Annotated in this window: 20 protein-coding genes; 15 read left to right on the top strand and 5 right to left on the bottom strand. The window is 66.4% G+C overall.

Translation table 11 applies throughout. The features are described from left to right. Window positions 1–52: 52 nt before the first annotated feature. Entirely contained in the window at window positions 53–484 is a 432-nt protein-coding gene (locus HOP52_RS13920; protein ID WP_238978000.1) for a DUF29 domain-containing protein, read from the top strand. An 8-nt stretch (window positions 485–492) separates the two neighbouring features. Here the strand turns inward: HOP52_RS13920 and cas3 are convergent, their stop codons facing one another. Then, complete coding sequence (gene cas3, locus HOP52_RS13915; RefSeq protein ID WP_238977999.1) at window positions 493–3,171, bottom strand: CRISPR-associated helicase Cas3'; 2,679 nt, start codon at window positions 3,169–3,171, stop codon at window positions 493–495. 150 nt (window positions 3,172–3,321) lie between these two features. Between cas3 and HOP52_RS13910 the strand changes: the two genes are divergently transcribed. Both HOP52_RS13910 and HOP52_RS13905 read left to right on the top strand, forming a co-directional pair. Continuing rightward, the gene (locus tag HOP52_RS13910) at window positions 3,322–4,191 is read left to right on the top strand and encodes a BrxR family helix-turn-helix transcriptional regulator (RefSeq protein ID WP_238977998.1); all 870 of its coding nucleotides are present in this window, start codon (window positions 3,322–3,324) and stop codon (window positions 4,189–4,191) included. 74 nt (window positions 4,192–4,265) lie between these two features. Then, window positions 4,266–4,553 carry a DUF1330 domain-containing protein gene (locus tag HOP52_RS13905; protein ID WP_238977997.1) on the top strand — a complete coding sequence of 96 codons (288 nt, stop codon included), beginning with the start codon at window positions 4,266–4,268 and terminating at the stop codon, window positions 4,551–4,553. A gap of 246 nt (window positions 4,554–4,799) precedes the next feature. Here HOP52_RS13905 and HOP52_RS13900 read toward each other — a convergent pair whose 3' ends face one another. Continuing rightward, on the bottom strand, window positions 4,800–5,183 hold the full coding sequence (locus HOP52_RS13900) for a DUF4168 domain-containing protein (RefSeq protein WP_238977996.1): 384 nt from the start codon (window positions 5,181–5,183) through the stop codon (window positions 4,800–4,802). 347 nt (window positions 5,184–5,530) lie between these two features. On the opposite strand from HOP52_RS13900, the gene HOP52_RS13895 reads away from it, so the two are divergent. Then, on the top strand, window positions 5,531–6,481 hold the full coding sequence (locus tag HOP52_RS13895; protein WP_238977995.1) for a glycerophosphodiester phosphodiesterase: 951 nt from the start codon (window positions 5,531–5,533) through the stop codon (window positions 6,479–6,481). 28 nt (window positions 6,482–6,509) lie between these two features. Here HOP52_RS13895 and HOP52_RS13890 read toward each other — a convergent pair whose 3' ends face one another. After that, window positions 6,510–7,064: a porin family protein gene (locus HOP52_RS13890; protein ID WP_238977994.1), complete on the bottom strand. Its 555-nt coding sequence runs from the start codon at window positions 7,062–7,064 to the stop codon at window positions 6,510–6,512. Between the two features lie 42 nt (window positions 7,065–7,106). Further along, the gene (locus HOP52_RS13885) at window positions 7,107–7,700 is read right to left on the bottom strand and encodes a malonic semialdehyde reductase (RefSeq protein ID WP_238977993.1); all 594 of its coding nucleotides are present in this window, start codon (window positions 7,698–7,700) and stop codon (window positions 7,107–7,109) included. Between the two features lie 102 nt (window positions 7,701–7,802). On the opposite strand from HOP52_RS13885, the gene HOP52_RS13880 reads away from it, so the two are divergent. Further along, the gene (locus HOP52_RS13880) at window positions 7,803–8,468 is read left to right on the top strand and encodes a hypothetical protein (RefSeq protein WP_238977992.1); all 666 of its coding nucleotides are present in this window, start codon (window positions 7,803–7,805) and stop codon (window positions 8,466–8,468) included. Window positions 8,469–8,558: 90 nt separating this feature from the next. On the opposite strand, the gene HOP52_RS13875 is transcribed toward HOP52_RS13880, so the two are convergent. Next, window positions 8,559–8,906, bottom strand: a complete 348-nt coding sequence (locus HOP52_RS13875) for a hypothetical protein (RefSeq protein WP_238977991.1) — start codon at window positions 8,904–8,906, stop codon at window positions 8,559–8,561. 184 nt (window positions 8,907–9,090) lie between these two features. Here HOP52_RS13875 and HOP52_RS13870 point away from each other — a divergent pair, with 184 nt between their 5' ends. The 10 genes from HOP52_RS13870 (at window position 9,091) to HOP52_RS13825 (ending at window position 20,617) form a co-directional block, all read left to right on the top strand. Then, window positions 9,091–9,975 (top strand): metal ABC transporter permease, encoded by an 885-nt coding sequence (locus HOP52_RS13870; RefSeq protein WP_238977990.1) that lies wholly within the window; start codon window positions 9,091–9,093, stop codon window positions 9,973–9,975. Window positions 9,976–10,109: 134 nt separating this feature from the next. Further along, window positions 10,110–10,265, top strand: a complete 156-nt coding sequence (locus tag HOP52_RS13865; RefSeq protein ID WP_238977989.1) for a hypothetical protein — start codon at window positions 10,110–10,112, stop codon at window positions 10,263–10,265. After that, window positions 10,265–11,002: a metal ABC transporter ATP-binding protein gene (locus HOP52_RS13860; RefSeq protein WP_238977988.1), complete on the top strand. Its 738-nt coding sequence runs from the start codon at window positions 10,265–10,267 to the stop codon at window positions 11,000–11,002. The genes HOP52_RS13865 and HOP52_RS13860 overlap by 1 nt, the downstream gene beginning before the upstream one ends. After that, window positions 10,996–11,898: a metal ABC transporter permease gene (locus tag HOP52_RS13855; protein WP_422677719.1), complete on the top strand. Its 903-nt coding sequence runs from the start codon at window positions 10,996–10,998 to the stop codon at window positions 11,896–11,898. The genes HOP52_RS13860 and HOP52_RS13855 overlap by 7 nt, the downstream gene beginning before the upstream one ends. A gap of 39 nt (window positions 11,899–11,937) precedes the next feature. After that, window positions 11,938–13,167 (top strand): metal ABC transporter solute-binding protein, Zn/Mn family, encoded by a 1,230-nt coding sequence (locus HOP52_RS13850; protein ID WP_238977987.1) that lies wholly within the window; start codon window positions 11,938–11,940, stop codon window positions 13,165–13,167. 382 nt (window positions 13,168–13,549) lie between these two features. After that, window positions 13,550–14,773 carry an ABC transporter substrate-binding protein gene (locus HOP52_RS13845; protein WP_422677718.1) on the top strand — a complete coding sequence of 408 codons (1,224 nt, stop codon included), beginning with the start codon at window positions 13,550–13,552 and terminating at the stop codon, window positions 14,771–14,773. A gap of 180 nt (window positions 14,774–14,953) precedes the next feature. Next, window positions 14,954–16,513, top strand: coding sequence for an acyl-CoA synthetase (locus tag HOP52_RS13840; protein WP_422677717.1), 1,560 nt, complete (start codon window positions 14,954–14,956; stop codon window positions 16,511–16,513). A gap of 2 nt (window positions 16,514–16,515) precedes the next feature. Beyond that, on the top strand, window positions 16,516–17,667 hold the full coding sequence (locus HOP52_RS13835) for an acyl-CoA dehydrogenase family protein (RefSeq protein WP_238977985.1): 1,152 nt from the start codon (window positions 16,516–16,518) through the stop codon (window positions 17,665–17,667). A gap of 57 nt (window positions 17,668–17,724) precedes the next feature. After that, window positions 17,725–18,915, top strand: coding sequence for a beta-ketothiolase BktB (bktB, locus tag HOP52_RS13830; protein ID WP_238977984.1), 1,191 nt, complete (start codon window positions 17,725–17,727; stop codon window positions 18,913–18,915). 49 nt (window positions 18,916–18,964) lie between these two features. Further along, entirely contained in the window at window positions 18,965–20,617 is a 1,653-nt protein-coding gene (locus HOP52_RS13825) for a fatty acid--CoA ligase (protein ID WP_238977983.1), read from the top strand. Window positions 20,618–20,661 lie beyond the last annotated feature (44 nt).

The raw sequence follows: 20,661 nt of genomic DNA, 5'->3' as shown, positions 1-20,661 counted from the left end.
CGGGGCCTATCATGTCCGTAGACGTCGCAGGCGGGACCCGAGGAGCCGACTTATGCCGACACACTACGATCAGGATGCCTATGCATGGGCGCTCGAGCAGGCAGCGTTGCTGCGTGCCGGCAAGCTCGACCAGATCGATATCGAACATGTTGCCGAGGAGATCGAGAGCATGGGCAAGAGCGAACGGCGTGCGCTGATCAGCCAGCTGGCTCGACTCCTCATGCACCTGCTGAAGTGGGATCACCAGCCGGAGCGCCGCTCGCGCAGCTGGCGCCTCTCCATAGAAGATGCCCAGGCCAAGGTGGAGCGGCTGCTGGAAGACAATCCCAGCCTCAAGGCGGCGATACCCGAACTGATGGCGAAGGCCTATGAGGACGCTCGCCGGGCAGCCGCTATCGAGACGGACATGGAACCAAGCAACTTCCCTGGAGAGTGTCTGTACAGCTTCGAAGAAGCCATGACCTTCGCCCCAGAGGAGTGCTGACTGAGGACTCACGCTGGGCTCTCCTCGGCAGCCACTAGCCCACGTTGAGCGTTGTAGTGCCAGTTGGCATCCCCATTCGCCAGCCAAGGCTGAACAAAGCGCAGCGCCTTGTAACGCTCCTGCAAGACTTCCCACTGGGTCTGATACTCACCTGGAAGGCTAACCAGCTTGCTTGCCTGACTCTGGCGCAACTTGATCTGACTGAGCATATCGGCATGGCGGCCGCCCTCGGCCCATAACACCAAGGCCCCCGTAGCATCACACTTGAGGAGCGCCACATTGACCGTCGGCTCATCCACCAGCCGCGTGCCGATCTCCTGCTCCTCCTGCCACTTGTGGCGATCCCAGACGTAGCCGGCCTCCAGCTCCAGGGCATTGAAGTTAGCCATCGAGGTCGCGACCCCCTGGATCCCTTTCTGCTCCCAACGCGCCCCCTGCAAGCCAGCCGGCACCAGGTCAATCACCTCACCGTAGACATCTTCAATCAGCAGACGCGCCTGCTCGGGCATATGGATTCCTCCCAACTCGCGTAGGATTCGCTGGGTCAGCCACAGCAAGGAAGTGTCCCGATAGACGGCATTCGTTCCGGGTAGAGCACGCTTCAGCCAATTCTCATCCGGCGCGTCTGACCACTCGGGTGCCAGTACATGGAGAACGGGTGGCAGGCGCAGGCCTCGCACATGGCGCTGGAGACGCCCGGCGCGTTGAATCAGCAGGTCGATGGGAGCGAGATCACTGATCATCAGGTCGACATCACAGTCCAGAGACTCCTGGAAGACCTGGGTACTGATCAGCACCTGACCTCGACGTGCCTCTGGGGTCGATGCCTTCCCCAATCGTTCGATCACCTCGCACTCGATACGCTGACGGTCGATCATGGCGAAGCGGCTATGAAAGAGCAGACAACGCTCCGGCTCGGGATGCCTCTCACGCACCGCCTCGAAGGCACGGATGGCGTCGTCTACGGTATTGCGCACCCAGGCAACGCACTCGCCGGCCTCGACGGCTGCCAGAATGGTCTCGATGGCCTGCTCTTCCTGGGTCAGCCAGTCGACGCGCACCTCCCGCGAGACTTCCGGGCGCGAGCCCAAGGCCACCTCACGAGACGCGCCCTGATCGATCTGCGTCAGCAGCGGAAAGTGACTGCATTCAAGGGCGGCAGGCCCCCGGTCCAGACCTGCACGCCACGCCGTTGCCAGCGACTCACGCATTGCGTTTGGCAGGGTGGCGGTCAACAGGATGGCGCTGCCGCCCTGCCGTGCGTGATAGCTCAGCAGCTGATTGAGCAGGGTCTGCATGTAGTGGTCATAGGCGTGCACCTCATCGACGATCAACACCTTGCGCGCCAAGCCATAGAGGCGTAGCGACTGATGGCGGAACGGCAATAACCCCATGAGCGCCTGGTCAATGGTGCCTACGCCCACCTCAGCCAGAAGCGCCTTCTTGCGCGAGTCGGCGAGCCAGCGGTTGCAATGGGCCGTCGCCGTGGCTTCGCCGGGCTCGTAGTCCCGATCACCCGGCTGAGGCCTGTCGATCGCCAGCGAGAACGATTCGTTCAGCCTGCTGGCACCGTGGGCCAGTACGAAGGAGGGATGGGAATCGGCCGTGAAGAAACGTCGATGCAACAAGCCGAGACGCTCATACATGGCGTTGGAGGTCGCCATGGTGGGTAAGGCGAAGTAGAGCCCTTCTCCGTGACCTTCGACCAGCAGTCGTTGGGCAAGAATGCAGGCCGCCTCGGTCTTGCCAGCCCCCGTAATGTCTTCAAGGATGAAAAGCTGCGGCCCATCAAGAATTGGCAGTGTCTCGGCCTCATACTGCAAGGGTGTGGGCGTTACAGTCTCCCCATCGAACCAGGACGAAAGCCCTGAATAGGGAATTGGCTTTGGCAGTCTTGCAAAGCCGGTATCACTCAGCGCCGCCTCGGCGCGCGGCAATGCATAGCACTCCCAATACTCGGCGAGCGACATCTCCTTCTGGCAGTAGCGGAAATGATTCTGGTTCGAACCCAACCAGTCGCTGAGCGTCGCCCAGCCGGCAATGGTCCAGCTCAGTGCCTGGAAGGTCTTCAGCCAGTCGCCCGAGACTAACTGCTCAGTGGGCCACTCGACTTCGATAAGATAGGCCCACTCCTCGACGAACTGCTTGGCGGCTTCCTGGTCGTCACTATCGGCATCCTTGGCAAAGAACTGCTCGATCCGGAGTTGCTCCGCCTCGACTGGCTGGCCATGGTGGCCAAAGAAGGGAATCAACAATGCCTGCATGGCTTTACGGCGTTGGCGCACCTCCGGACGTTCGAGAGACACCTCGGGCCAACGCAAGGCTCGGTCTTCCAGCCAGGTGAACCAGCACTCCTGCCACAGCAGCGCGCCCAGCCGGTCATGGCGCGCGGTGTACTCGTATCGCTCGACGGGGGAAACCAGCTCGACTTCCTCGGGTCGAGCCAACCCCTGGAAGGTGCGTGAGAATTTGCCGAGATCGTGAAGCCCCAGCAGGAAGACAAAGAAGCGGCGCAGCACCTCGGGCGACATGTCGAGACGCTTTGCCAGCAGCTGAGTCAACGGCCTTTCGGGAGCCAGCAAGTGCCAGCCCACTGCCGCCACATCGAGGCAGTGGTAAGGAAGTAGATGACATTGGTCACCCTCGCCGCTGGGCTTGGCCTTACCCCAGTAAAGAAAGTACAACATCCCTGTCCCCCATGGGCTGCTTGAATTCTTTCTTATCCAAGCACCCCCACCCCCTCTGCGCCACCCCTGTGCATACAACCACCGTACTCTTCAACCCGACCCTGACTTCCGTCATGCTGGAGCAGCAGCCACGGAAGGAAGGAACCTCCCATGTCCGAAACGTCAGCTCTCCCCTGGGACACTCTCGCCCGCTTCCGGCTGATCGAGATCCTGGCGCTTTGGGAGGGCCGGGTAGTGGCCTCGCAGATCGGCGAGGCTTTCGGCATCGGCCGACAGCAGGCACAGAAGGTGCTGCGACGCTACCGAGAGCTCGCACCGGCCAACCTGGCCTATGACGAGTCACGCAAGGGTTTCCTGCCTACCCCGCGGTTCTCCACGCGCTTCACCCACGGCCGGATCGAGGAGTACCTGCATCTGATGGGCTCCGGCCAGGCACCGGACTCCCCCTTCACCGGGCTGGGAATCGGCCCGGCCACGACTGAATCGCTGCCACTGCCGAGCCGCGCGGTGTCACCGCAGGTGGTACGCGAGGTCGTCAAGGCCGCCCGCGACGAGCAGCGCCTGGAAGTCACCTACGCCTCTTTCACAAGCCCAGAGGGCGAAGATCGGATCATCGTGCCGCATACCTTGGTGTTCGCGGCCGGGCGATGGCACGTGCGGGCTTTCTGCGAGAAGCATCGGGGCTACCGGGACTTCGTACTCAGCCGTTTCCGTGGCCTACCGGAGCCCAATGGACCGATGCTTGGCGAGCATGGCGTCGCCGAGGATTCAGCCTGGCATACCTGGGCCGAGGTGCACCTGATTCCAGACAGGCGGTTACCGCCTGAGGAAAAGGCGCTAATCGCGGCGGACTATGGCATGGAAGAAGGAGAGCTCACCCTGTCATGCCGGGGACCGCTGGTGCTCTACGTACTGCGTGAGCTGGGCATCAATCCCCATCATGTCGAGACCGAGCCGCGGGCCCAGCAGGTCGAGATCGCCAACCGCAAGTGCCTGGCGGAATGGATCAACTGGGTATGAGCGCTGAAAGCATTGCCCGGCCAAGGCTGGCAAGATGGCGAAGGGCGGCATCCAATAACCGAGGAAAGCAAACCATGGCGGCATACACGATTGGCCACATTACGGTAAAGGACCAGGAGAAGTGGGAGGAGTACCGTAACCGGGTACCGGCAACCCTCGCAGACTGGGGAGCTGAGTTGATATTCCGAGGCAAACGAGTGGCAATACTCAGCGGCGAGCACAACCACACGGATACAGTGGTAATACGCTTCCCCAACCACGAAGCCATTATCAAGTGGCACAATTCGGCGGCTTATCAGGAACTGCTTCCCCTGCGAAAGGAGGCTGCGGATATCGACATGATCAGCTACGAACCGACATAGCGGGGCTGGCGCCTACACGCCTCCATTCGCCCGGCAGAGCCGGCCTCCCACGGGGCAGCTCCTCCAGAACTGATTCACGCCAACGTGCTAGAAGCCTACAAAAAACCCCCGCGGGTGCGGGGGCGAAGGGCAAGGTCGGCGGTTCATGCTGAGGGGAAAGAGAGCATTGGCCGACCGAGCAAGGGAAAACCATGAAAAAGACTGACTGTTACCACTAGCTTGCAATAAGCCTAGTGGCGGCCGGCCTTAGGACTCGACCATCTCCTGTACACGCTGCATCAGCTCGGGGTCCTGCTGAACGGCCTGGCCGATGGTATTGAAGGTATCCACATCGAGACCGCTCTCCTCGACCGCTTCGACCATCTTGTCGTTGGCTTCCATCTGAACTTCCTGCTGGGCGGCCTCATCCTCGGCGGCATGCAGGCGTTCGGTGTACTCCTCGGAAATCACGACGATGTCTTCGGACGCATCCGCGAACTGCTGCAGCTGCTCATCGGAAACATCCATCGTCGGTGCCGCGGCCTGAGGCTGCTCGGGGGCGGCCGCCGGGTCCTGCTGGGCGTGGGCGGTGGCCGACATCAGGCCAGCGCTGAGCAGGGCGGCAGAAATCAGGGCAGTCATCCGTTGCATTAATACCTCCAAAAAATCACCCCTACCTAGGGGCGTTGTGTGCATGTGCCCTCTGTGACGATAGCCGCCGGCCCGCGTTCAGAATTTTCATGTAATTGTTAGTAACAGGAGGAATCATCGGGTATCAGGTCATTGGCACTCTGGCTTCCGCATCCAGCCGCTGGGCGGCCTGGTCCACCCCGCGCAGCCAGCCGCCCAGTGCCACGAAGCGCCGTAAAGCACGGCGCTGAACAGCACGCCGACCAACAGCGGCTCACGCTCGGCGATGGTGGCCCCAGGGAGTGGTTTGCATTCCCCCGGGGAAGGCCTGTATTTTTATTAATTGAACATTCAATTAAAGGATTCCCATGACGCCGTTCCGCATCAGCCCTCTGTCGCTTCGCTATGCGCTGGCCGCCCTCGGCACCGCAACCCTGATTGCCCCCGCAACGGCCGATACCAGCCCGCTGCAGCAGCAGTTGGACGACCTGCAGGCCTTTCAGGTGATCGCTCACCGTGGCGCCAGTGGCCACGCCCCGGAGCAGACCCTGCCGGCGCTGGAGCTGGCCCACGAGATGGGCGTGGACTACCTGGAACTGGATATCCAGATGACCGCCGACGGCGAGCTGGTCGCCTTTCACGATGAAAGGATCGACCGCACCACCGATGGCGAAGGCGAGCTAAGGGATTTCACCCTGGAATCCCTCAAGGCGCTGGATGCCGGCAGCTGGTTCAACGCCGCCTACCCCGACTACGCCGACGAGGCCTACGCCGGCGTCGAGATCCTTACCTTGGGCGAGGTGATCGAGCATTTCGGCACCGAAATGCGCTACTACCTCGAAACCAAGTCACCGGAGCTCTATCCGGGGCTGGAAGAAGCCATGGTCGAGGAACTGGAGGCACACGGTCTGGTCGAGTCGGGCTCGGTGATCATCCAGTCGTTCTCCCAGGAGAGCCTGCAGAAAGTCCACGCGCTCAATGCCGATATCCCGCTGGTCCAACTGGTGTGGTACTACCCGGAGTCGGACGACAGCGAACGGCTGGTCGAGTGGACCGGGGTCACGCCGGGGCCGAGCGAGATCACCGATGCGGACTTCCAGGCGATGGGTGAGTATGCAGTCGGCATTGGCACCAACCTCACCTATCAGGATGACCTTCAGGTGATCGATGCCGCCTTTATTGAACAAGCCCAGGCCAACGACCTGCTGGTGCATGTCTACACCGTCAACGATCCGGCGGAGATGCAGAAGCTGCTCGACTGGGGCGTTGACGGCATTTTCACCGACTTCCCGGACCGGCTAAATGCCCTGGTCGACTAAGCGCTCCTCATAGGGCCGGGAAGACCGCTTAAAAGGTGTACACCAGCCCCAGGCTGACCCGGTCGTGATTGCCGATCCGGCGGGCATCGAGGCGCTCGACTTCCAGGCGCCCGGTCATATCGAGCAGCCGAAGCCGAACGCCCAGGCCGTAGACCGGATCGGTGCCCGAGTCATCGTCATCCACGCCGGGGCCGCGCTGCTGGGCGTTCCAGTCGGCCATGCCCACCTTGGCATACAGGCCCAGCGGCCCGAGGCTCCAGCCGACCAGGCCGGCGGCTTCCACGCTTTCCACCTTCAGGGTCGCCGGCTGGCCGTTGACCTCACCGCTCAGGGCGCTGCCCCTGACATAGGCCAGTTCCGCGGCCAGGTCGAGAAACGGCAACCAGCCCACGCTGTAGCCGCCGACCAGCTTCCAGTGGTCGGCGGTGTCGTCGAAGGCCCTGTCGCCGTGCCACTCTCCCATCCCTCCGCCCAGGTAAAGCCCGCTGTTACCGGTCGTCGCCGCCGCGCCGCTGGCCGACATGGCCAGTACCCCCGCCGCCCCGAGCAGCATCAGGGGCTTGAGCAGTGTCTTGCTGGGCATTGCGTGTCTCCGCATATCCTGGGGTCGTTTGATCGCTGCGACTCACACCACCTCGGCCACCTCGTCGAACGCCAGCCGCGGCCCGCGGGGGCGCAGGCTGGCGGGATCGCCTTCGCCGAGGTTGACCAGGAAGTTGCTCTGGTAGCGCCCGTCGGGGAAGAACTCCTCGTCGACCATAAACCGATCGAAGCCGCTCATGGGGCCCACGTCCAGGCCCAGCATGCGCGCGGCCACGATCAGGTAGCCCCCCTGCAGGGTAGCGTTGCGCCAGGCGGTATCGGCGGCCCTGGCAGGGTCGTCAGCGAAGCGAGCTCGGGCGTTGGGCGAGTCGGGGAACTGGCTTGGCAGGTGCTCGTAGAAGCGGGTGTCGGTGGCCACGATCACCGTGGCGGCGGCCTCCCGGGCCTTGTCCCGGTTGCCCTCGGAGAGCGCCGGCAGCAGCCGCGACTTGCCGGCCAGGCTGGTCACGAAGACGTAGCGGGCCGGCTGGCTGTTCATGGAGGTCGGCCCCCATTTCAGCAGGTCGTAGAGGCGGCGCAGGGTGGCCTCGTCGATCGTCACATCGCGAAAGCCGTAGTGGGTACGCGCCTCGCGGAAGGCGATATCGAGCGCGGTGTCGTCGAGCGGCGGTCGCATCACAGTCTCCTGTTCAGGCTACCTTCGACTCTACGGTATTGCGGCGTAACGGTCACGATGGGCTAACCTCAGGGCGTCACTCGACCGTTTCCGGAGCCGCCCATGATATCGCCTCGCCCGCTTGCCCTCCTGCTCGCCCTGCTGCTGTGCACCGCGGCGCCCTCTGCCGTCGCCCAGTCGGCCCAGCCGGAATTCGAGGCCTACCAGAGCGCCCTGGAGCGCGGCGCGCGCCAGGCCAACGTCTGGCAGGCAAGCTGGACGGGCATCTACGCCGGCAGCCTGGCGCTGAATGCCTATCAGGCCAGCGAGTCGGACAGCCGCGACACCCGCTATGATGCCCGCGTGGGCGTGGTGAAATCGGCGCTGGCGCTGGGGGGCATGTTCCTCGACCGCCAGCCGCACCCAGGGGCGCGCCGCGAGCTGCGCGACGGCGAAGGGGATATCGAGGGTGCCCGCCGGCTGATGCAGGCGGTCGCCGAGGAGGAGCGCCAGCGCCGCAGCCTCGAGGCCCGGCTCGGCTCACTGGCCGTCAACACCGCGGCGGGGCTGCTGATCGGCGTGGGCGACGGCCGCGGGCGCGACGGTGCGATCAACTTCGCCACCGGCATGCTGGTCAGCGAGCTGCAGCTGCAGACCCAGCCGCGCCAGGCCACGGCGGCGATCAACCGCTTCCAGCCGGCCAGGCTGTCGCTGGGCGAGCTTCACCTCGAAGGCGAGTACGCGCTGCTGGTCGCCCCCAACCAACTGGGGGTCACGCTGCGCTATTGACTGTCGTAGAGACGCAAACGCACAGGCCCGTGCCGCGCAAGGGGCACGGCACGGGTATGCTGCGACGGCCCGAGAGCCGCGAGCGAGGGGTCAGCTCACCACCTTGACCGGGCCATGGTCGTCGCAGTGATCGCCATGGGGATGGTGCAGGTGGCCGTCGACCAGATAGTCGACATGATCGCCATGGGGCACCGGCTCATGCCCGCAGCCGGGGCCATGCACATGCCCCGGGTCGTGTCCCGCACACTGGTGTGACGGCGTGCAGTGGTCGGGATTGGTGTCGGATACCTCGATCACATGCTCATCCACATGGTCTTCATGGGGGTGATGCAGATGGCCATCATGCAGGTAGTCGGTGTGGCCCTTATGCTCAATGGCCGTATGGCCACAGCCGGGGCCATGCTCATGATCATGGTGGGGGTGTTTTTGGCAACTCATGGTGTCCTCCCCAGTCGATAGCGCCTCCTTGCGACGTTCGTCCCAGTGCTTGGTCGATGGGCCAGCTTGGCCTCGCTCACTCTCAAAGTGGCCGCTACGGCAGTCGCCGTCAAGCAGGAAGGATGGCCTGAGGAGCCCCCAATAAGTTATGTTATAACATAACTTATTGAACGGAACCCCAGCAATGCTCGACACCCTGCTCTGGTGGCTGACCTCCCCCTTCGACTATGCCTTCATGCGCCGGGCGCTCGCCGCCTGTGTGGCGCTGTCGCTGACGGCGCCGATCATTGGCGTGCTGCTGACGCTGCGCGGCATGAGCCTGATGGGTGAGGCGCTCTCCCACGCGATTCTCCCCGGCGTGGCCGTCAGCTTCCTGCTGGCGGGTTTCTCCCTGCCGCTGATGATGCTGGGCGGGCTGGTCGCCGGCCTGGCGACGGTGGGCATCGCCAGCAGCATCTCGCTGATCAGCGGCCTCAAGGAGGATGCCGCCATGGCCAGCCTGTTCCTGGTGGCCATGGCCACCGGGGTCATGGTGATTACCCTGGCCGGCTCACCGCTCGACCTGGGCCATGTCCTGTTCGGCTCGATCCTCACCGTGAACCGCAACACCCTGCTGCTGGTGGCCGCCACCGCCAGCCTGATACTGATCGCACTGGCGATGACCTTCCGCGCCCTGGTCGTGGAGTGTCTCGACCCTGTGTTTCTGACCCTCCAGGGCCGACACGCCGGCTGGACACACGGCCTGTTCATGACCCTGGTCGTGCTGAGCCTGGTTGTCGGCTTCCAGACCCTGGGCACGCTGATGGCGGCCGGGCTGATGCTGTTGCCGGCGGCGGCGGCCCGGTTCTGGAGCCAGCGCCTGGAGAGCATGATCGCCATGGCCATCGGCGGCGCCCTGGCCGCCAGCCTGGCCGGGCTGCTGGTCTCCTATCACGCCGGTTTACCCTCCGGCCCCACCATCATTCTGCTGACCGGTGTCGGCTATGTGATCTCCCTGGTGGCCGGCCCCCACCACGGCTTGATCACGCGCTGGCGCATGCCCGCCACCGACACGGCACACGGCCACTGACGCCAAAGGTTCCATTTTTTGCTGAATGCGGGATACTGCCCGCCCGCCATCCTGACCGACACAGCCATCACAGCGCTGGATGACGGGCTTTTTGTTATGTTATATCTTCATTTGTCTCACGCGAGGGTCCGCTCATGGCACACCGCACACACTCGCACCGGCACCGCCAGGAAGGGCCGTGCCACTTTTCGCTGCTGTCGCTTTCCGCCGGGCGCCGCCTGCTGCTGGTGGCCGCGCCCCTGTCGCTGCTGTGGCTGACGGTCGGCTGGGCCGCCGGGTGGTGGCAGTGATGCCGGAGCCCCAGCCCGCCCGCCTGGCCCTCCACGACCTGCAGCTGGCCCAGGGCCACCGCACCGTGCTGCAGCATGTGGACGGCCAGTTCGCCGACGGCGCCATCACCGCCCTGGTCGGCGCCAACGGCGCCGGCAAGAGCACCCTGATCCAGGGCATCACCGGCACCCTCAAGCCGGTGGCCGGCCGCATCGCCTGCACGATTCCCAAGTCGCGGCGCGCCTGGCTGCCCCAGCAGCTGGCGCTGGACCTCAGCTTCCCGATGAGCGTGGAAGAGCTGATCATGATCGGCACCTGGCCCAGCCACGGCGCCCTGAAGGGCTACTGCGCTGCCCACTACCGCCGCGGCCGCGAGATCATGGCGCGCCTGGGCATCTCCCATCTGGCCCACCGCCCCCTGGGCGAGCTGTCGGGCGGCCAGCGCCAGCGGGCGCTGATCGGCCGCACCCTGATGCAGGAGGCTGAGCTGCTGCTGCTCGACGAGCCCTTCGCCAACGTGGATGCCGAGACCGTGGAGGTGCTGATCGAGGTGCTGCGCGACATGGCCGATGCCGGCGCCACCCTGCTGGTGGTGCTCCACGACATGGAGCAGCTCACGCGCCTCGCCGACGAGGTGGTGGTGCTGGCCGGCGGCCACGCCCACTGGACCACGGCGGCCGCCTTCCGCGAGATGTCCGCGGCCGAGCTGATCGAGCTCACCAGCCCGCTGAAGCTCCCGGGAGTGGCCGCATGCTAGCCACCTTGTTCGCATCGCTCCACGAGTGGCTGATCGCCCCCTTCGACTATGGCTTCATGCGCCGCGCCATGGTGGCCGGCCTGGCGCTCTCCCTGGCGGCACCGCCCATGGGGGTGTTTCTGGTGCTGCGCGGCATGAGCCTGATCGGCGACGCCATGGCCCACGCCATCCTGCCCGGCGTGGCGCTGGGCTTTCTGCTCGCCGGTTTCTCGCTACCCGCCATGAGCCTCGGCGGCGTGCTATCGGGCCTGCTGGTGGCCGTGCTGGCCGGCAGCGTGTCGCAGATGTCCGGCCAGCGGGAGGACGCCGCCATGGCCAGCTTCTTCCTGATCTCGCTGGCCGCCGGGGTGATGATCATCTCGCTGGGCGGCAGCAGCGTCGACCTGACCCATGTGCTGTTCGGCTCGATCCTGGCGGTCAACAGCACCGCGCTGCTGCTGATCGCCGCCATCAGCAGCCTGATCGTGGTGACCCTGGCGGTGATCTTCCGCGCCCTGGTGGTGGAGTGCCTCGACCCGCTGTTCCTGCGCGGCCAGGGCGTGCGCGGCAGCCTGGTTCACGGGGTCTTCCTGGGGCTGGTGGTGCTCAACCTGACCGCCGGCTTCCAGACCCTGGGCACGCTGATGGCGGTGGGCCTGATGATGCTGCCGGCCACCGCGGCACGTTTCTGGAGCAAGCGCCTGGAGGGGCTGATCGGCGTGGCCATCGCCCTGGCCATGGTCGCCAGCACCGGCGGGCTGCTGCTCTCCTACCACCTCAGCATCCCCTCCGGGCCGGCGATCATCCTGCTGGCCGGGGTGGGCTACATCCTTTCCGCCCTGTTCGGCCGCCACCATAGCCTGACCGCCCGCCTGCGTCGGCGGGCGGCACCGCTGGGGGCGCCCGAGCCGCACTGACCAACTTGACCTCTGACAAACCCACGAAGGAGACATCGAATGCGCACCCTCAAGCCCTCCGCCCTGGTGATCGGCACCACGGCCATGCTGGCCCTGCCCGCCGCCATGGCCGCGGAACGCGTCCAGGTGGTGACCAGCTTCAGCATCCTGGCCGATATGGTCGAGAACATTGGCGGCGAGCACGTCGAGGTGACCTCGCTGGTCGGCCCCGACAGCGACGCCCATGTCTACTCCCCCACGCCCCGTGACGCCCGGGCACTCGCCGATGCCGACCTGGTGGTGTTCAACGGCCTGCTGTTCGAGGGCTGGATGGAGCGATTGATCGACTCCAGCGACTACGCCGGCCCGCTGGTCACCGCCACCGACAGCATCGATCGGCTCGAGTATCACGGCAACGATCATGGACATGACGACCACGACGATCACGGCCACGATCATGACCACGACCACGGGCATGACGACCACGACGATCATGGGCACGATCATGACCACGACCACGGGCATGACGACCACGACGATCACGGCCACGATCATGACCACGACCATGGGCATGACGACCACGACGATCATGGGCACGATCATGACCATGGCCATGAGCACGACCACGATGACCACGGGCATGACGATCACGCTCACGACCATGACCATGAGCACGGCGACTACGACCCCCATGCCTGGCAGGATCTCGCCATGGGGCAGGTCTATGCCGGCAATATCCTGGAGGGGCTGATCGAGGCCGACCCGGACAATGAAGCCGCCTATCGCGAGAACGCCGAGCGCTACATCGCCGATATGCAGGCCATGGACGAAGAGATGCGTCGTCTGATCGGCGAAATCCCCGCCTCCACCAGCGTGATCACCGGCCACGACTCCTTTGGCTACTTCGCCAACGCCTACGGGCTGAACTTCCTGTCGCCGGTGGGGCTCTCCACCGAGGCAGAGCCCAGCGCCGCCGACATGGCGCGACTGATCGACGTGATCCGCGAGCAGAATGTCCGGGCGCTCTTCCACGAGAACATGACCAGCCCGGCCATCATCATCCAGCTCGCCGAGGAGACCAACCTGCCCATCGCCGGCACCCTCTACGCCGACGCCCTGGCCGCCGAAGGCGACGCCAGCACCTACCTGGGCATGATGCGCCACAACGCCCAGACCCTGCATGACGCCCTGGCCGAACCCGGCCATGACGATCATGACCATGGGCATGACCACGGCCACGATCACGGGCACGATCACGATCACGATCACGGGCACGACCACAGCCACTGAGCCAGTCTCACGGGCACTCGCCCACTGAGCCGAGCGGCGGGGGCACCTTCGGGTGCCCCCGCTTTTATCTGCCCCGCTCACGCCACCGACAACACCTCACGGTCTGGCATCATCTGTCCCGCCGCCCACCTCCCCGATGCCGTCCGGCATTGTCGCTCTTTCCTTAAGCATCTGTATAAAAAAGAAAAACACCTAAACACCGCTCAATGGGGCCCGCTCGCCGGCTAACACCAAGGTCTTAGTTCACATCCCAGCGCCACAAAATTGGCACGAAATGCAAAAACTGTGGCCGGATGGGTAAACCCCGCCGCGGCCTTTGCTCCTACCATGAATCCGGCAGCGTTGAGCTGCCCGTTCACAACAACAAGCAAAGGCCAAACGCATGTACACACCTCGCCAGTTCGCTCTAGGCGCCCTCGCCGCCTCCATCATGTTCGCCGGCCAGGCCGGCGCCACCGAGATCACCGACAACGAGATCCGCATCGGCTATCTGGCCGACATGTCCGGCGTCTACCGCGACCCGATCGGCCCGATCGGGATGGATGCCATCGAGATGGCCATCGAGGACGTGGGCGGCAGCGTGGCGGGCGCCGAGATCGTGGTCTTCAGCGCCGACGACCGCAACAGCGCCGACGTGGGCTCCAGCATCGTTCGCGAGTGGATCGACGAGCGCAACGTCGACATGGTCACCGGCCTGGTCGCCTCCTCGGTGACCCTGGCCGCCGTGCGCCTGCTGGAAGAGGAGAACCGCCTGGGCCTGGTCAACGGCGCCGTGTCTTCCGGCGTGACCAACGAGAGCTGCTCGCCCAATCATATCCACTGGGTCTACGACACCTGGGCCATGTCCAACGGCACCGCCAAGGCGATCACCCAGGAAGGCAACCCCAACTGGTACCTGCTCAGCGCCGACTACTCCTTCGGCCACGCCCTGGAGAGCGACGTGGAGCGCGTGGTCACCGAGAACGGCGGCACTATCGTCGGCCGGGCCCGCCACCCCTTCCCCAGCAACGATTTCTCGTCGTTCATGCTCCAAGCCCAGGCCTCCGGCGCCGACGTCATCGCGCTCAACAACGCCGGCGGCGACACCATCAACGCCATCACCACCGCCGGTGAGTTCGGTATCACCCAGGCGGGCCAGATACTCGCGGGCATGGTGCTGTTCAGCACCGACATCCGCAGCATCGGCCTGGAGGCCGCCCAGGGCCTGCAGTTCACCAAGGCGTGGTACTACGACCTCAACGACGAGGCGCGCGAGTGGGCCGAGCGCTTCCGCGAGCGCACCGGCAGCATGCCCACCATGGTTCACGCCGGGCTCTACTCCAGCACCCTGCACTACCTGCAGGCCATCGACGCCATCGGCACCGACGAGGCCCAGGCGGTTCGCCGGCAGATGATGGAGACGCCGATCAACGACATCTTCGCCACGGGCGGCTATATCCGCGAAGACGGCCGCATGGTGCACGACATGTACCTGGTCGAAGTGAAGTCGCCGGACGAAGCCGCGGACGAGGACGATCTCTTCCGCATCGTGCGCACCATCCCCGCCGAGGAGGCCTTCCGGCCGCTTTCCGAGAGCCAGTGCCACCTGGTCAACAACGGTGCCTGAACGCCGCGACAAGAGACGTGACATGAGCCATTCACGCCCTCGCTCATCCGCGCCTGTCAGCGCCTCCCTGCTCTGGGTGCTCTGCCCCGATGAGCCAGCCCTGCCCCCGGCGGACGCCCGGGGCAGGCGCCAAGGCGCCGTTTCGCCGCGATCCACGATGCCTGAGAGGTCCAGCAAGCGATGAACATGACAACGACACCCCCATCACGCATCCAGCAGAACACCATCGGCGCCGCCCTCGCCCGCAGCGCCCGCAAACATGGCGACCGCCTGGCGCTCGCCTTCAACGACCGCCAGTGGCGCTATGCCGAGCTCGACCGGGCGGTGAACCGGGTCGCCAACGCCCTGCTGGCATCGGGCCTGGCCCCCGGCGATCGCCTGGCGGTGTACGGCAAGAACTCCGACGCCTACGTGATCGCCTGGCTGGCCGCCACCCGCGCCGGCCTGGTGCATGTGCCGGTGAACTTCGCCCTGAGCGCCGACGAGCTGCGCTACATCCTCGAGCAGTCCGGCGCCAGCGGGCTGCTCAGCGACCTCAGCCTGGCCGACAACGTGGCCGCGGCCACCACGGGGCTCGACCTGACGCTCGCCGGCACCCTGCATGCCGAAGGGCGGGAAGGCTTCGATGCCCTGCGGGTGGCGCTCGATCAAGAACACGCCGACGGCGAGCCGAGCGTCGATATCGACGGCGCGAGCCTCGCCCAGCTGCTCTACACCTCCGGCACCACCGCCGCCCCCAAGGCGGCGATGATGACCCACCAGGCGCTGCTCGCCGAGTACCTGGCCTGCATGGTGGAGCTCGACATCAAGGGCGACGAGCCAATGCTCGCCGCCCTGCCGCTCTACCACTCCGCGCAGATGCACGTCTTCCTGATGCCGGCGCTGCTGCTCGGCGCGCCGGTGCACCTGCGCGAGGCGCCGCTGCCTGACGACTGCCTGGCCCAGATCAGCCGCCAGGGGATTGCCTCCTTCTTCGCGCCCCCCACGGTGTGGATCGGCCTGCTGCGCCACCCCGACTTCGACAAGCACGACCTCACGGCCCTGAAGAAGGCCTACTACGGCGCCTCCATCATGCCGGTGCCGGTGCTGGAGGAGCTGCGCCGACGCATCCCCGGGGTGGGGCTCTACAACTGCTACGGCCAGAGCGAGATCGCACCGCTGGCCACGGTGCTGCGCCCCGAGGAGCACGACGCACGCCCCGCCTCGGCCGGCCGGCCCATCCTCACCGTGGAGACCCGCATCGTCGACGCCGAGATGAACGACGTGGCGCCCGGTGAGCACGGCGAGATCGTCCACCGCTCGCCGCAGCTGCTCACCGGCTACTGGGACAGGCCCGAGATGACCGAGGAGGCCTTCGTCGGCGGCTGGTTCCACTCCGGCGACGTCGGCTATTTCGATGAAGCGGGCTATCTCTACATCGTCGACAGGATCAAGGACGTCATCAACACCGGCGGCGTGGTGGTGGCCAGCCGCGAGGTGGAAGAGGCGCTGTTCACCCACACGGCCGTCTCGGAAGTCGCGGTCATCGGCCTGCCCGACGACAAGTGGATCGAGGCGATCACCGCGGTGGTGGTGCCCAAGGCGGGCGCGGAGGTGACCGAGGAGGCGCTGATCGCCCATGCCAAGGCGACCATGGCCCCCTACAAGGTGCCCAAGCGGGTGGTGTTCACCGAGGCCCTGCCCAAGAGCACCGCCGGCAAGATTCTCAAGCGCCACCTGCGCCAGGAGCTCAAGGGCTGACCATGACCACACCCCAAGACGACATGACGCCGCTGTTTCTCGACACGATACGCCGCTTCCTCGAGCAGGAGGTGGCACCCCACTACGAGGCGTGGGAAGCCGCCGGCGAGATGCCGCGCTCGCTGTGGGAGACGCTCGGCGACGCCGGCCTGCTGGGCATCGACCTGCCCGAGGCGCTGGGCGGCAGCGGCGCCGACTTCGCCATCGTTCAGCTGGCCCTGGAGGAGATCTCGCGCCAGGGCTTCGGAGGACTCGCCAGCGCCTACAACATCCACGCCAACATCGTCATGCCCTACCTGCTGCATATCGCCACCGAGCAACAGCAGCAGCGCTGGCTGCCGGCCATGGCCCGCGGCGAGGCGGTCGGCGCCATCGCCATGACCGAGCCGGGCGCCGGCAGCGACCTGGCGGCGATGAAGACCCGCGCCCGGCGCACCGAGAACGGCTGGCGGCTCGACGGCAGCAAGATCTTCATCACCAACGGCCAGGTAGCCGACCTGGTGATCGTCTGCGCCAAGACCGACCCCGCCGCCGGCGCCAAGGGCGTCTCGCTGTTTCTGGTCGACGCTTCGCTGCCCGGCTTCTCGCGGGGCCAGCCGATCAAGAAGATCGGCCAGCACGCCAGCGACACCGCCGAGCTGTTCTTCGACGGCATCGAGCTGGCCGAGGACGCCCTGCTCGGCGAGGCGGGGGCGGGCTTTGCCTACCTGATGCAGGAGCTGCCCCGCGAGCGGCTGGGGGTGGCGGCCCAGGCCCTGGGCGCCATGGAGGGCGCCCTGGCGCTGACCCTGGACTACGTCAAGGAGCGGCGCGCCTTCGGCCAGGCGGTGGGCGACTTCCAGAACACCCGCTTCACCCTGGCCGACGTGCGCGCCCAGATCGACATGGGCCGCGCCTACTTCGAGCAGTGCGTGACCCGCTACCGCCGGGGCGAGATGAACGCCACCGACGCCGCCGTGCTCAAGCTGCAGCTCAGCGAGATGCAGTGCCGCGCCATCGACGCCTGCCTGCAGCTGTTCGGCGGCTACGGCTACACCCGCGAGTACCCGATCTCGCGCTTCTACCTGGATGCGCGCATCCAGACCATCTACGCCGGCACCTCGGAGATCATGCGCGAAGTGATCGCTCGCTCGCTGCTGGGCCGTTCCGCCTGACAACCCCACCGCGCCCGGCATCCGCCGGGCGCGGCTATCCAACTGGAGGGATACCCCATGCTGTTCGACTCCGTCGTCATCCTCGATGGCGTTCGCACCCCCATCGGCGGCTTCGGCGGCAGCCTGGCCGGGCTCGCCCCCCATGAGATGGGCACCCTCACCGCCCGCGAGGCGCTCACCCGCAGCGGGCTGGCGGCCGAGGCCATCGACCACGCCGTCTACGGCCATATCATCACCACCGGCCCCCAGGACGCCTACCTGGCGCGGCATATCGCCCGCGACGCCGGGGTGCCCGACAGCGCCGCCGCGCTCAACGTCAACCGGCTGTGCGGCTCCGGCGTGCAGGCGCTGATCTCCGCCGCCCAGCAGATCGCCCTGGGCGACAGCCACTTCGCCCTGGCCGGCGGCGCCGAGTCCATGAGCCGCGGCGCCTACCTGCTGCCGCCCCAGGCGCGCTTCGGGCTGCGCATGGGCCACGCCGGCGTCACCGACCTGACGCTGGGCATCCTCAGCGACCCCTTCGGCAGCGGCCATATGGGCTGCACCGCCGAAAACATCGCCAGCCGCTACGGCCTGACCCGCGAGGCGGTCGACCAGTTCGCCCTGGAGAGCCACCGCAAGGCCGCCCACGCCATCGCCGAGGGGCGCTTCATCGACCAGATCCTGCCGGTCACCGTGCGCGAAGGGAAAGGCGAGCGGGTCTTTGCCCAGGACGAGCACGTGCGCGAGGCAATCACCCTGGAGGACCTGGCCCGGCTCAGGCCCGCCTTCCAGAAAGACGGGCTGGTCACCGCCGGCAACGCCTCGGGGCTCAACGATGGCGCCGCCAGCCTGGTGCTGGCCGATGCCGACGAGGCCGCCCGCCACGGCCTGAAGGCTCGCGCACGCATGGTCGCCGCCACCGTGGCCGGGGTCGAGCCGGGCGTGATGGGCCTGGGGCCGATTCCCGCGGTCACCCGCTGCCTCGAGCAGGCCGGCCTCGCCATCGGCGATATCGACGTCATCGAATCCAACGAGGCCTTCGCCGCCCAGGCCATGGCGGTGGCCCAGGCGCTGGACTTTCCCGCCGAGCGCCTGAACCCCAACGGCGGCGCCGTGGGCCTGGGCCATCCGGTGGGCGCCACCGGCGCCATCCTGGTGATCAAGGCGCTGGCCGAGCTGGAGCGCACCGGCGGCCGCTACGGCCTGATCACCCTGTGCATCGGCGGGGGCCAAGGCATCGCCCTGTTGATCGAACGTTGCGCATGATCGAAACCCGGCACGTCAGCCAGTGAACAACAACGACAAGGAGCCACCCATGAACACCGTTACCCCCAAGGTCCTGCCCGCCACGCCTTCGGCCACCAACCCGCCGCTGCTGATCGGCGACCTGCTCGACTCCGGCGTGCGCATGGCCGGCGACAACCCCATCGTCTACCGCGACCTGAGCCGCCACAGCTACCGCCGCTTCCGCGAGCGCGTCCACCAGCTGGCCCACCTGCTCACCGCCCAGGGGGTGCGCGCCGGCGACGTGGTGGCGGTGCTCGACTGGGACAGCCACCGCTACCTGGAGGCCTTCTTCGCCGTGCCCATGCTCGGCGCGGTGCTGCACACGGTGAACGTGCGCCTGGCCCCGGAGCAGATCCACTACACCATGGAGCACGCCGAGGACGACTTCGTGCTGGTGCACGAGGACTTCGTGCCGCTGCTCGAACCGCTGGCCGAGCGGCTGCCGCGTATCCGCGGCTACCTGCTGTGCCAGGATGCGCCCCGGCCGCTGGAGAGCCCCCTGCCGCTGGTGGGCGAGTACGAGGCGCTGCTGGCCGAGCAGCCCGGCCACTACGACTTCCCCACCTTCGACGAGAACGCGGTGGCCACGCTGTTCTACACCACCGGCACCACCGGCAACCCCAAGGGGGTGTTCTTCACCCATCGCCAGCTGGTGCTGCACACCCTGGGCGAGGCCAGCACCTTCCAGTCGCCGGGCTTCGCGCTGCTCAATCGCGACAAGGTGTACATGCCGATCACCCCGATGTTCCATGTCCACGCCTGGGGCGTCCCCTACACCGCCACGCTGATGGGCGCCACTCAGGTCTATCCCGGCCGCTACGAGCCGGAGATGCTGGTCAAGCTGCTGGTCGAGGAGCGGGTCGACTTCTCCCACTGCGTGCCGACGCTGCTCAACATGGTGGTGGCGGCGGAGCCGATCCGCTCGGGCCGGGTCGACCTCACCGGCTGGAAGGTGCTGGTGGGCGGCAGCCCCCTGACCCAGCCGCTGGCCCGCAAGGCGTGGGAGCTGGGCATCGACACCCGCAGCGCCTACGGCATGTCCGAGACCTGCCCGCTGCTGACCGCCGATATCCTGCCCCGCGATATCGACCAGGCCGACTTCGAGACCCAGCTGCCGTGGCGCTGCAAGGCGGGGGTCGCGGTGCCGCTGGTGCGCCTGCAGGTGGTCGACGAATCCGGCACCCCGCTGCCCCAGGACGGCGAGAGCGTCGGCGAGGTGCGGGTGCGCGCCCCCTGGCTGACCCAGGGCTACTACAAGGAGCAGGCCCGCAGCGAGGAGCTGTGGCGGGACGGCTGGCTGCACACCGGCGACGTGGCCGCCCTGGACGAGCGCGGCTTCCTGCAGATCCGCGACCGCATCAAGGACGTGATCAAGACCGGCGGCGAGTGGATCTCCTCACTCGACCTGGAGAATCTGATCGGCCAGTTTCCCGGCATCGACGAGGTCGCCGTGATCGGCGTGCCCGACGACCAGTGGGGAGAGCGTCCCGCGGCCCTGGCCGTGGCCAGCGACCTCAACAACCCGCCGGACGTCGAGGCGCTCAAGGCGTTCCTCACAGGGTTCGTCGAGCAGGGCAAGATCAACCGCTGGGCGATCCCCTCCTTTATCCGCTTCGTCGACGAGATCCCCAAGACCAGCGTCGGCAAGCTCGACAAGAAGCGCATTCGCCAGGAGGTCTGAGCCAGACAGGCACCTGCCGGAGGCGACCGATCGTCGGAGAGACG

This window comes from Billgrantia campisalis (assembly GCF_022341425.1).
Taxonomy (GTDB): Bacteria; Pseudomonadota; Gammaproteobacteria; order Pseudomonadales; family Halomonadaceae; genus Halomonas; species Halomonas campisalis.
The sequence above is the reverse complement of the archived record's forward strand: the minus strand, read 5'-3'. Positions and strand labels throughout refer to the sequence as shown.

What these genes read in the sequence shown, in the direction of transcription:
- HOP52_RS13920 (WP_238978000.1), top strand. Translation starts at nt 53, where the DNA reads ATGCCGACACACTACGATCAGGATGCCTATGCATGGGCGCTCGAGCAG.
- cas3 (WP_238977999.1), bottom strand. Translation starts at nt 3,171, where the DNA reads ATGTTGTACTTTCTTTACTGGGGTAAGGCCAAGCCCAGCGGCGAGGGT.
- HOP52_RS13910 (WP_238977998.1), top strand. Translation starts at nt 3,322, where the DNA reads ATGTCCGAAACGTCAGCTCTCCCCTGGGACACTCTCGCCCGCTTCCGG.
- HOP52_RS13905 (WP_238977997.1), top strand. Translation starts at nt 4,266, where the DNA reads ATGGCGGCATACACGATTGGCCACATTACGGTAAAGGACCAGGAGAAG.
- HOP52_RS13900 (WP_238977996.1), bottom strand. Translation starts at nt 5,183, where the DNA reads ATGCAACGGATGACTGCCCTGATTTCTGCCGCCCTGCTCAGCGCTGGC.
- HOP52_RS13895 (WP_238977995.1), top strand. Translation starts at nt 5,531, where the DNA reads ATGACGCCGTTCCGCATCAGCCCTCTGTCGCTTCGCTATGCGCTGGCC.
- HOP52_RS13890 (WP_238977994.1), bottom strand. Translation starts at nt 7,064, where the DNA reads ATGCCCAGCAAGACACTGCTCAAGCCCCTGATGCTGCTCGGGGCGGCG.
- HOP52_RS13885 (WP_238977993.1), bottom strand. Translation starts at nt 7,700, where the DNA reads ATGCGACCGCCGCTCGACGACACCGCGCTCGATATCGCCTTCCGCGAG.
- HOP52_RS13880 (WP_238977992.1), top strand. Translation starts at nt 7,803, where the DNA reads ATGATATCGCCTCGCCCGCTTGCCCTCCTGCTCGCCCTGCTGCTGTGC.
- HOP52_RS13875 (WP_238977991.1), bottom strand. Translation starts at nt 8,906, where the DNA reads ATGAGTTGCCAAAAACACCCCCACCATGATCATGAGCATGGCCCCGGC.
- HOP52_RS13870 (WP_238977990.1), top strand. Translation starts at nt 9,091, where the DNA reads ATGCTCGACACCCTGCTCTGGTGGCTGACCTCCCCCTTCGACTATGCC.
- HOP52_RS13865 (WP_238977989.1), top strand. Translation starts at nt 10,110, where the DNA reads ATGGCACACCGCACACACTCGCACCGGCACCGCCAGGAAGGGCCGTGC.
- HOP52_RS13860 (WP_238977988.1), top strand. Translation starts at nt 10,265, where the DNA reads ATGCCGGAGCCCCAGCCCGCCCGCCTGGCCCTCCACGACCTGCAGCTG.
- HOP52_RS13855 (WP_422677719.1), top strand. Translation starts at nt 10,996, where the DNA reads ATGCTAGCCACCTTGTTCGCATCGCTCCACGAGTGGCTGATCGCCCCC.
- HOP52_RS13850 (WP_238977987.1), top strand. Translation starts at nt 11,938, where the DNA reads ATGCGCACCCTCAAGCCCTCCGCCCTGGTGATCGGCACCACGGCCATG.
- HOP52_RS13845 (WP_422677718.1), top strand. Translation starts at nt 13,550, where the DNA reads ATGTACACACCTCGCCAGTTCGCTCTAGGCGCCCTCGCCGCCTCCATC.
- HOP52_RS13840 (WP_422677717.1), top strand. Translation starts at nt 14,954, where the DNA reads ATGAACATGACAACGACACCCCCATCACGCATCCAGCAGAACACCATC.
- HOP52_RS13835 (WP_238977985.1), top strand. Translation starts at nt 16,516, where the DNA reads ATGACCACACCCCAAGACGACATGACGCCGCTGTTTCTCGACACGATA.
- bktB (WP_238977984.1), top strand. Translation starts at nt 17,725, where the DNA reads ATGCTGTTCGACTCCGTCGTCATCCTCGATGGCGTTCGCACCCCCATC.
- HOP52_RS13825 (WP_238977983.1), top strand. Translation starts at nt 18,965, where the DNA reads ATGAACACCGTTACCCCCAAGGTCCTGCCCGCCACGCCTTCGGCCACC.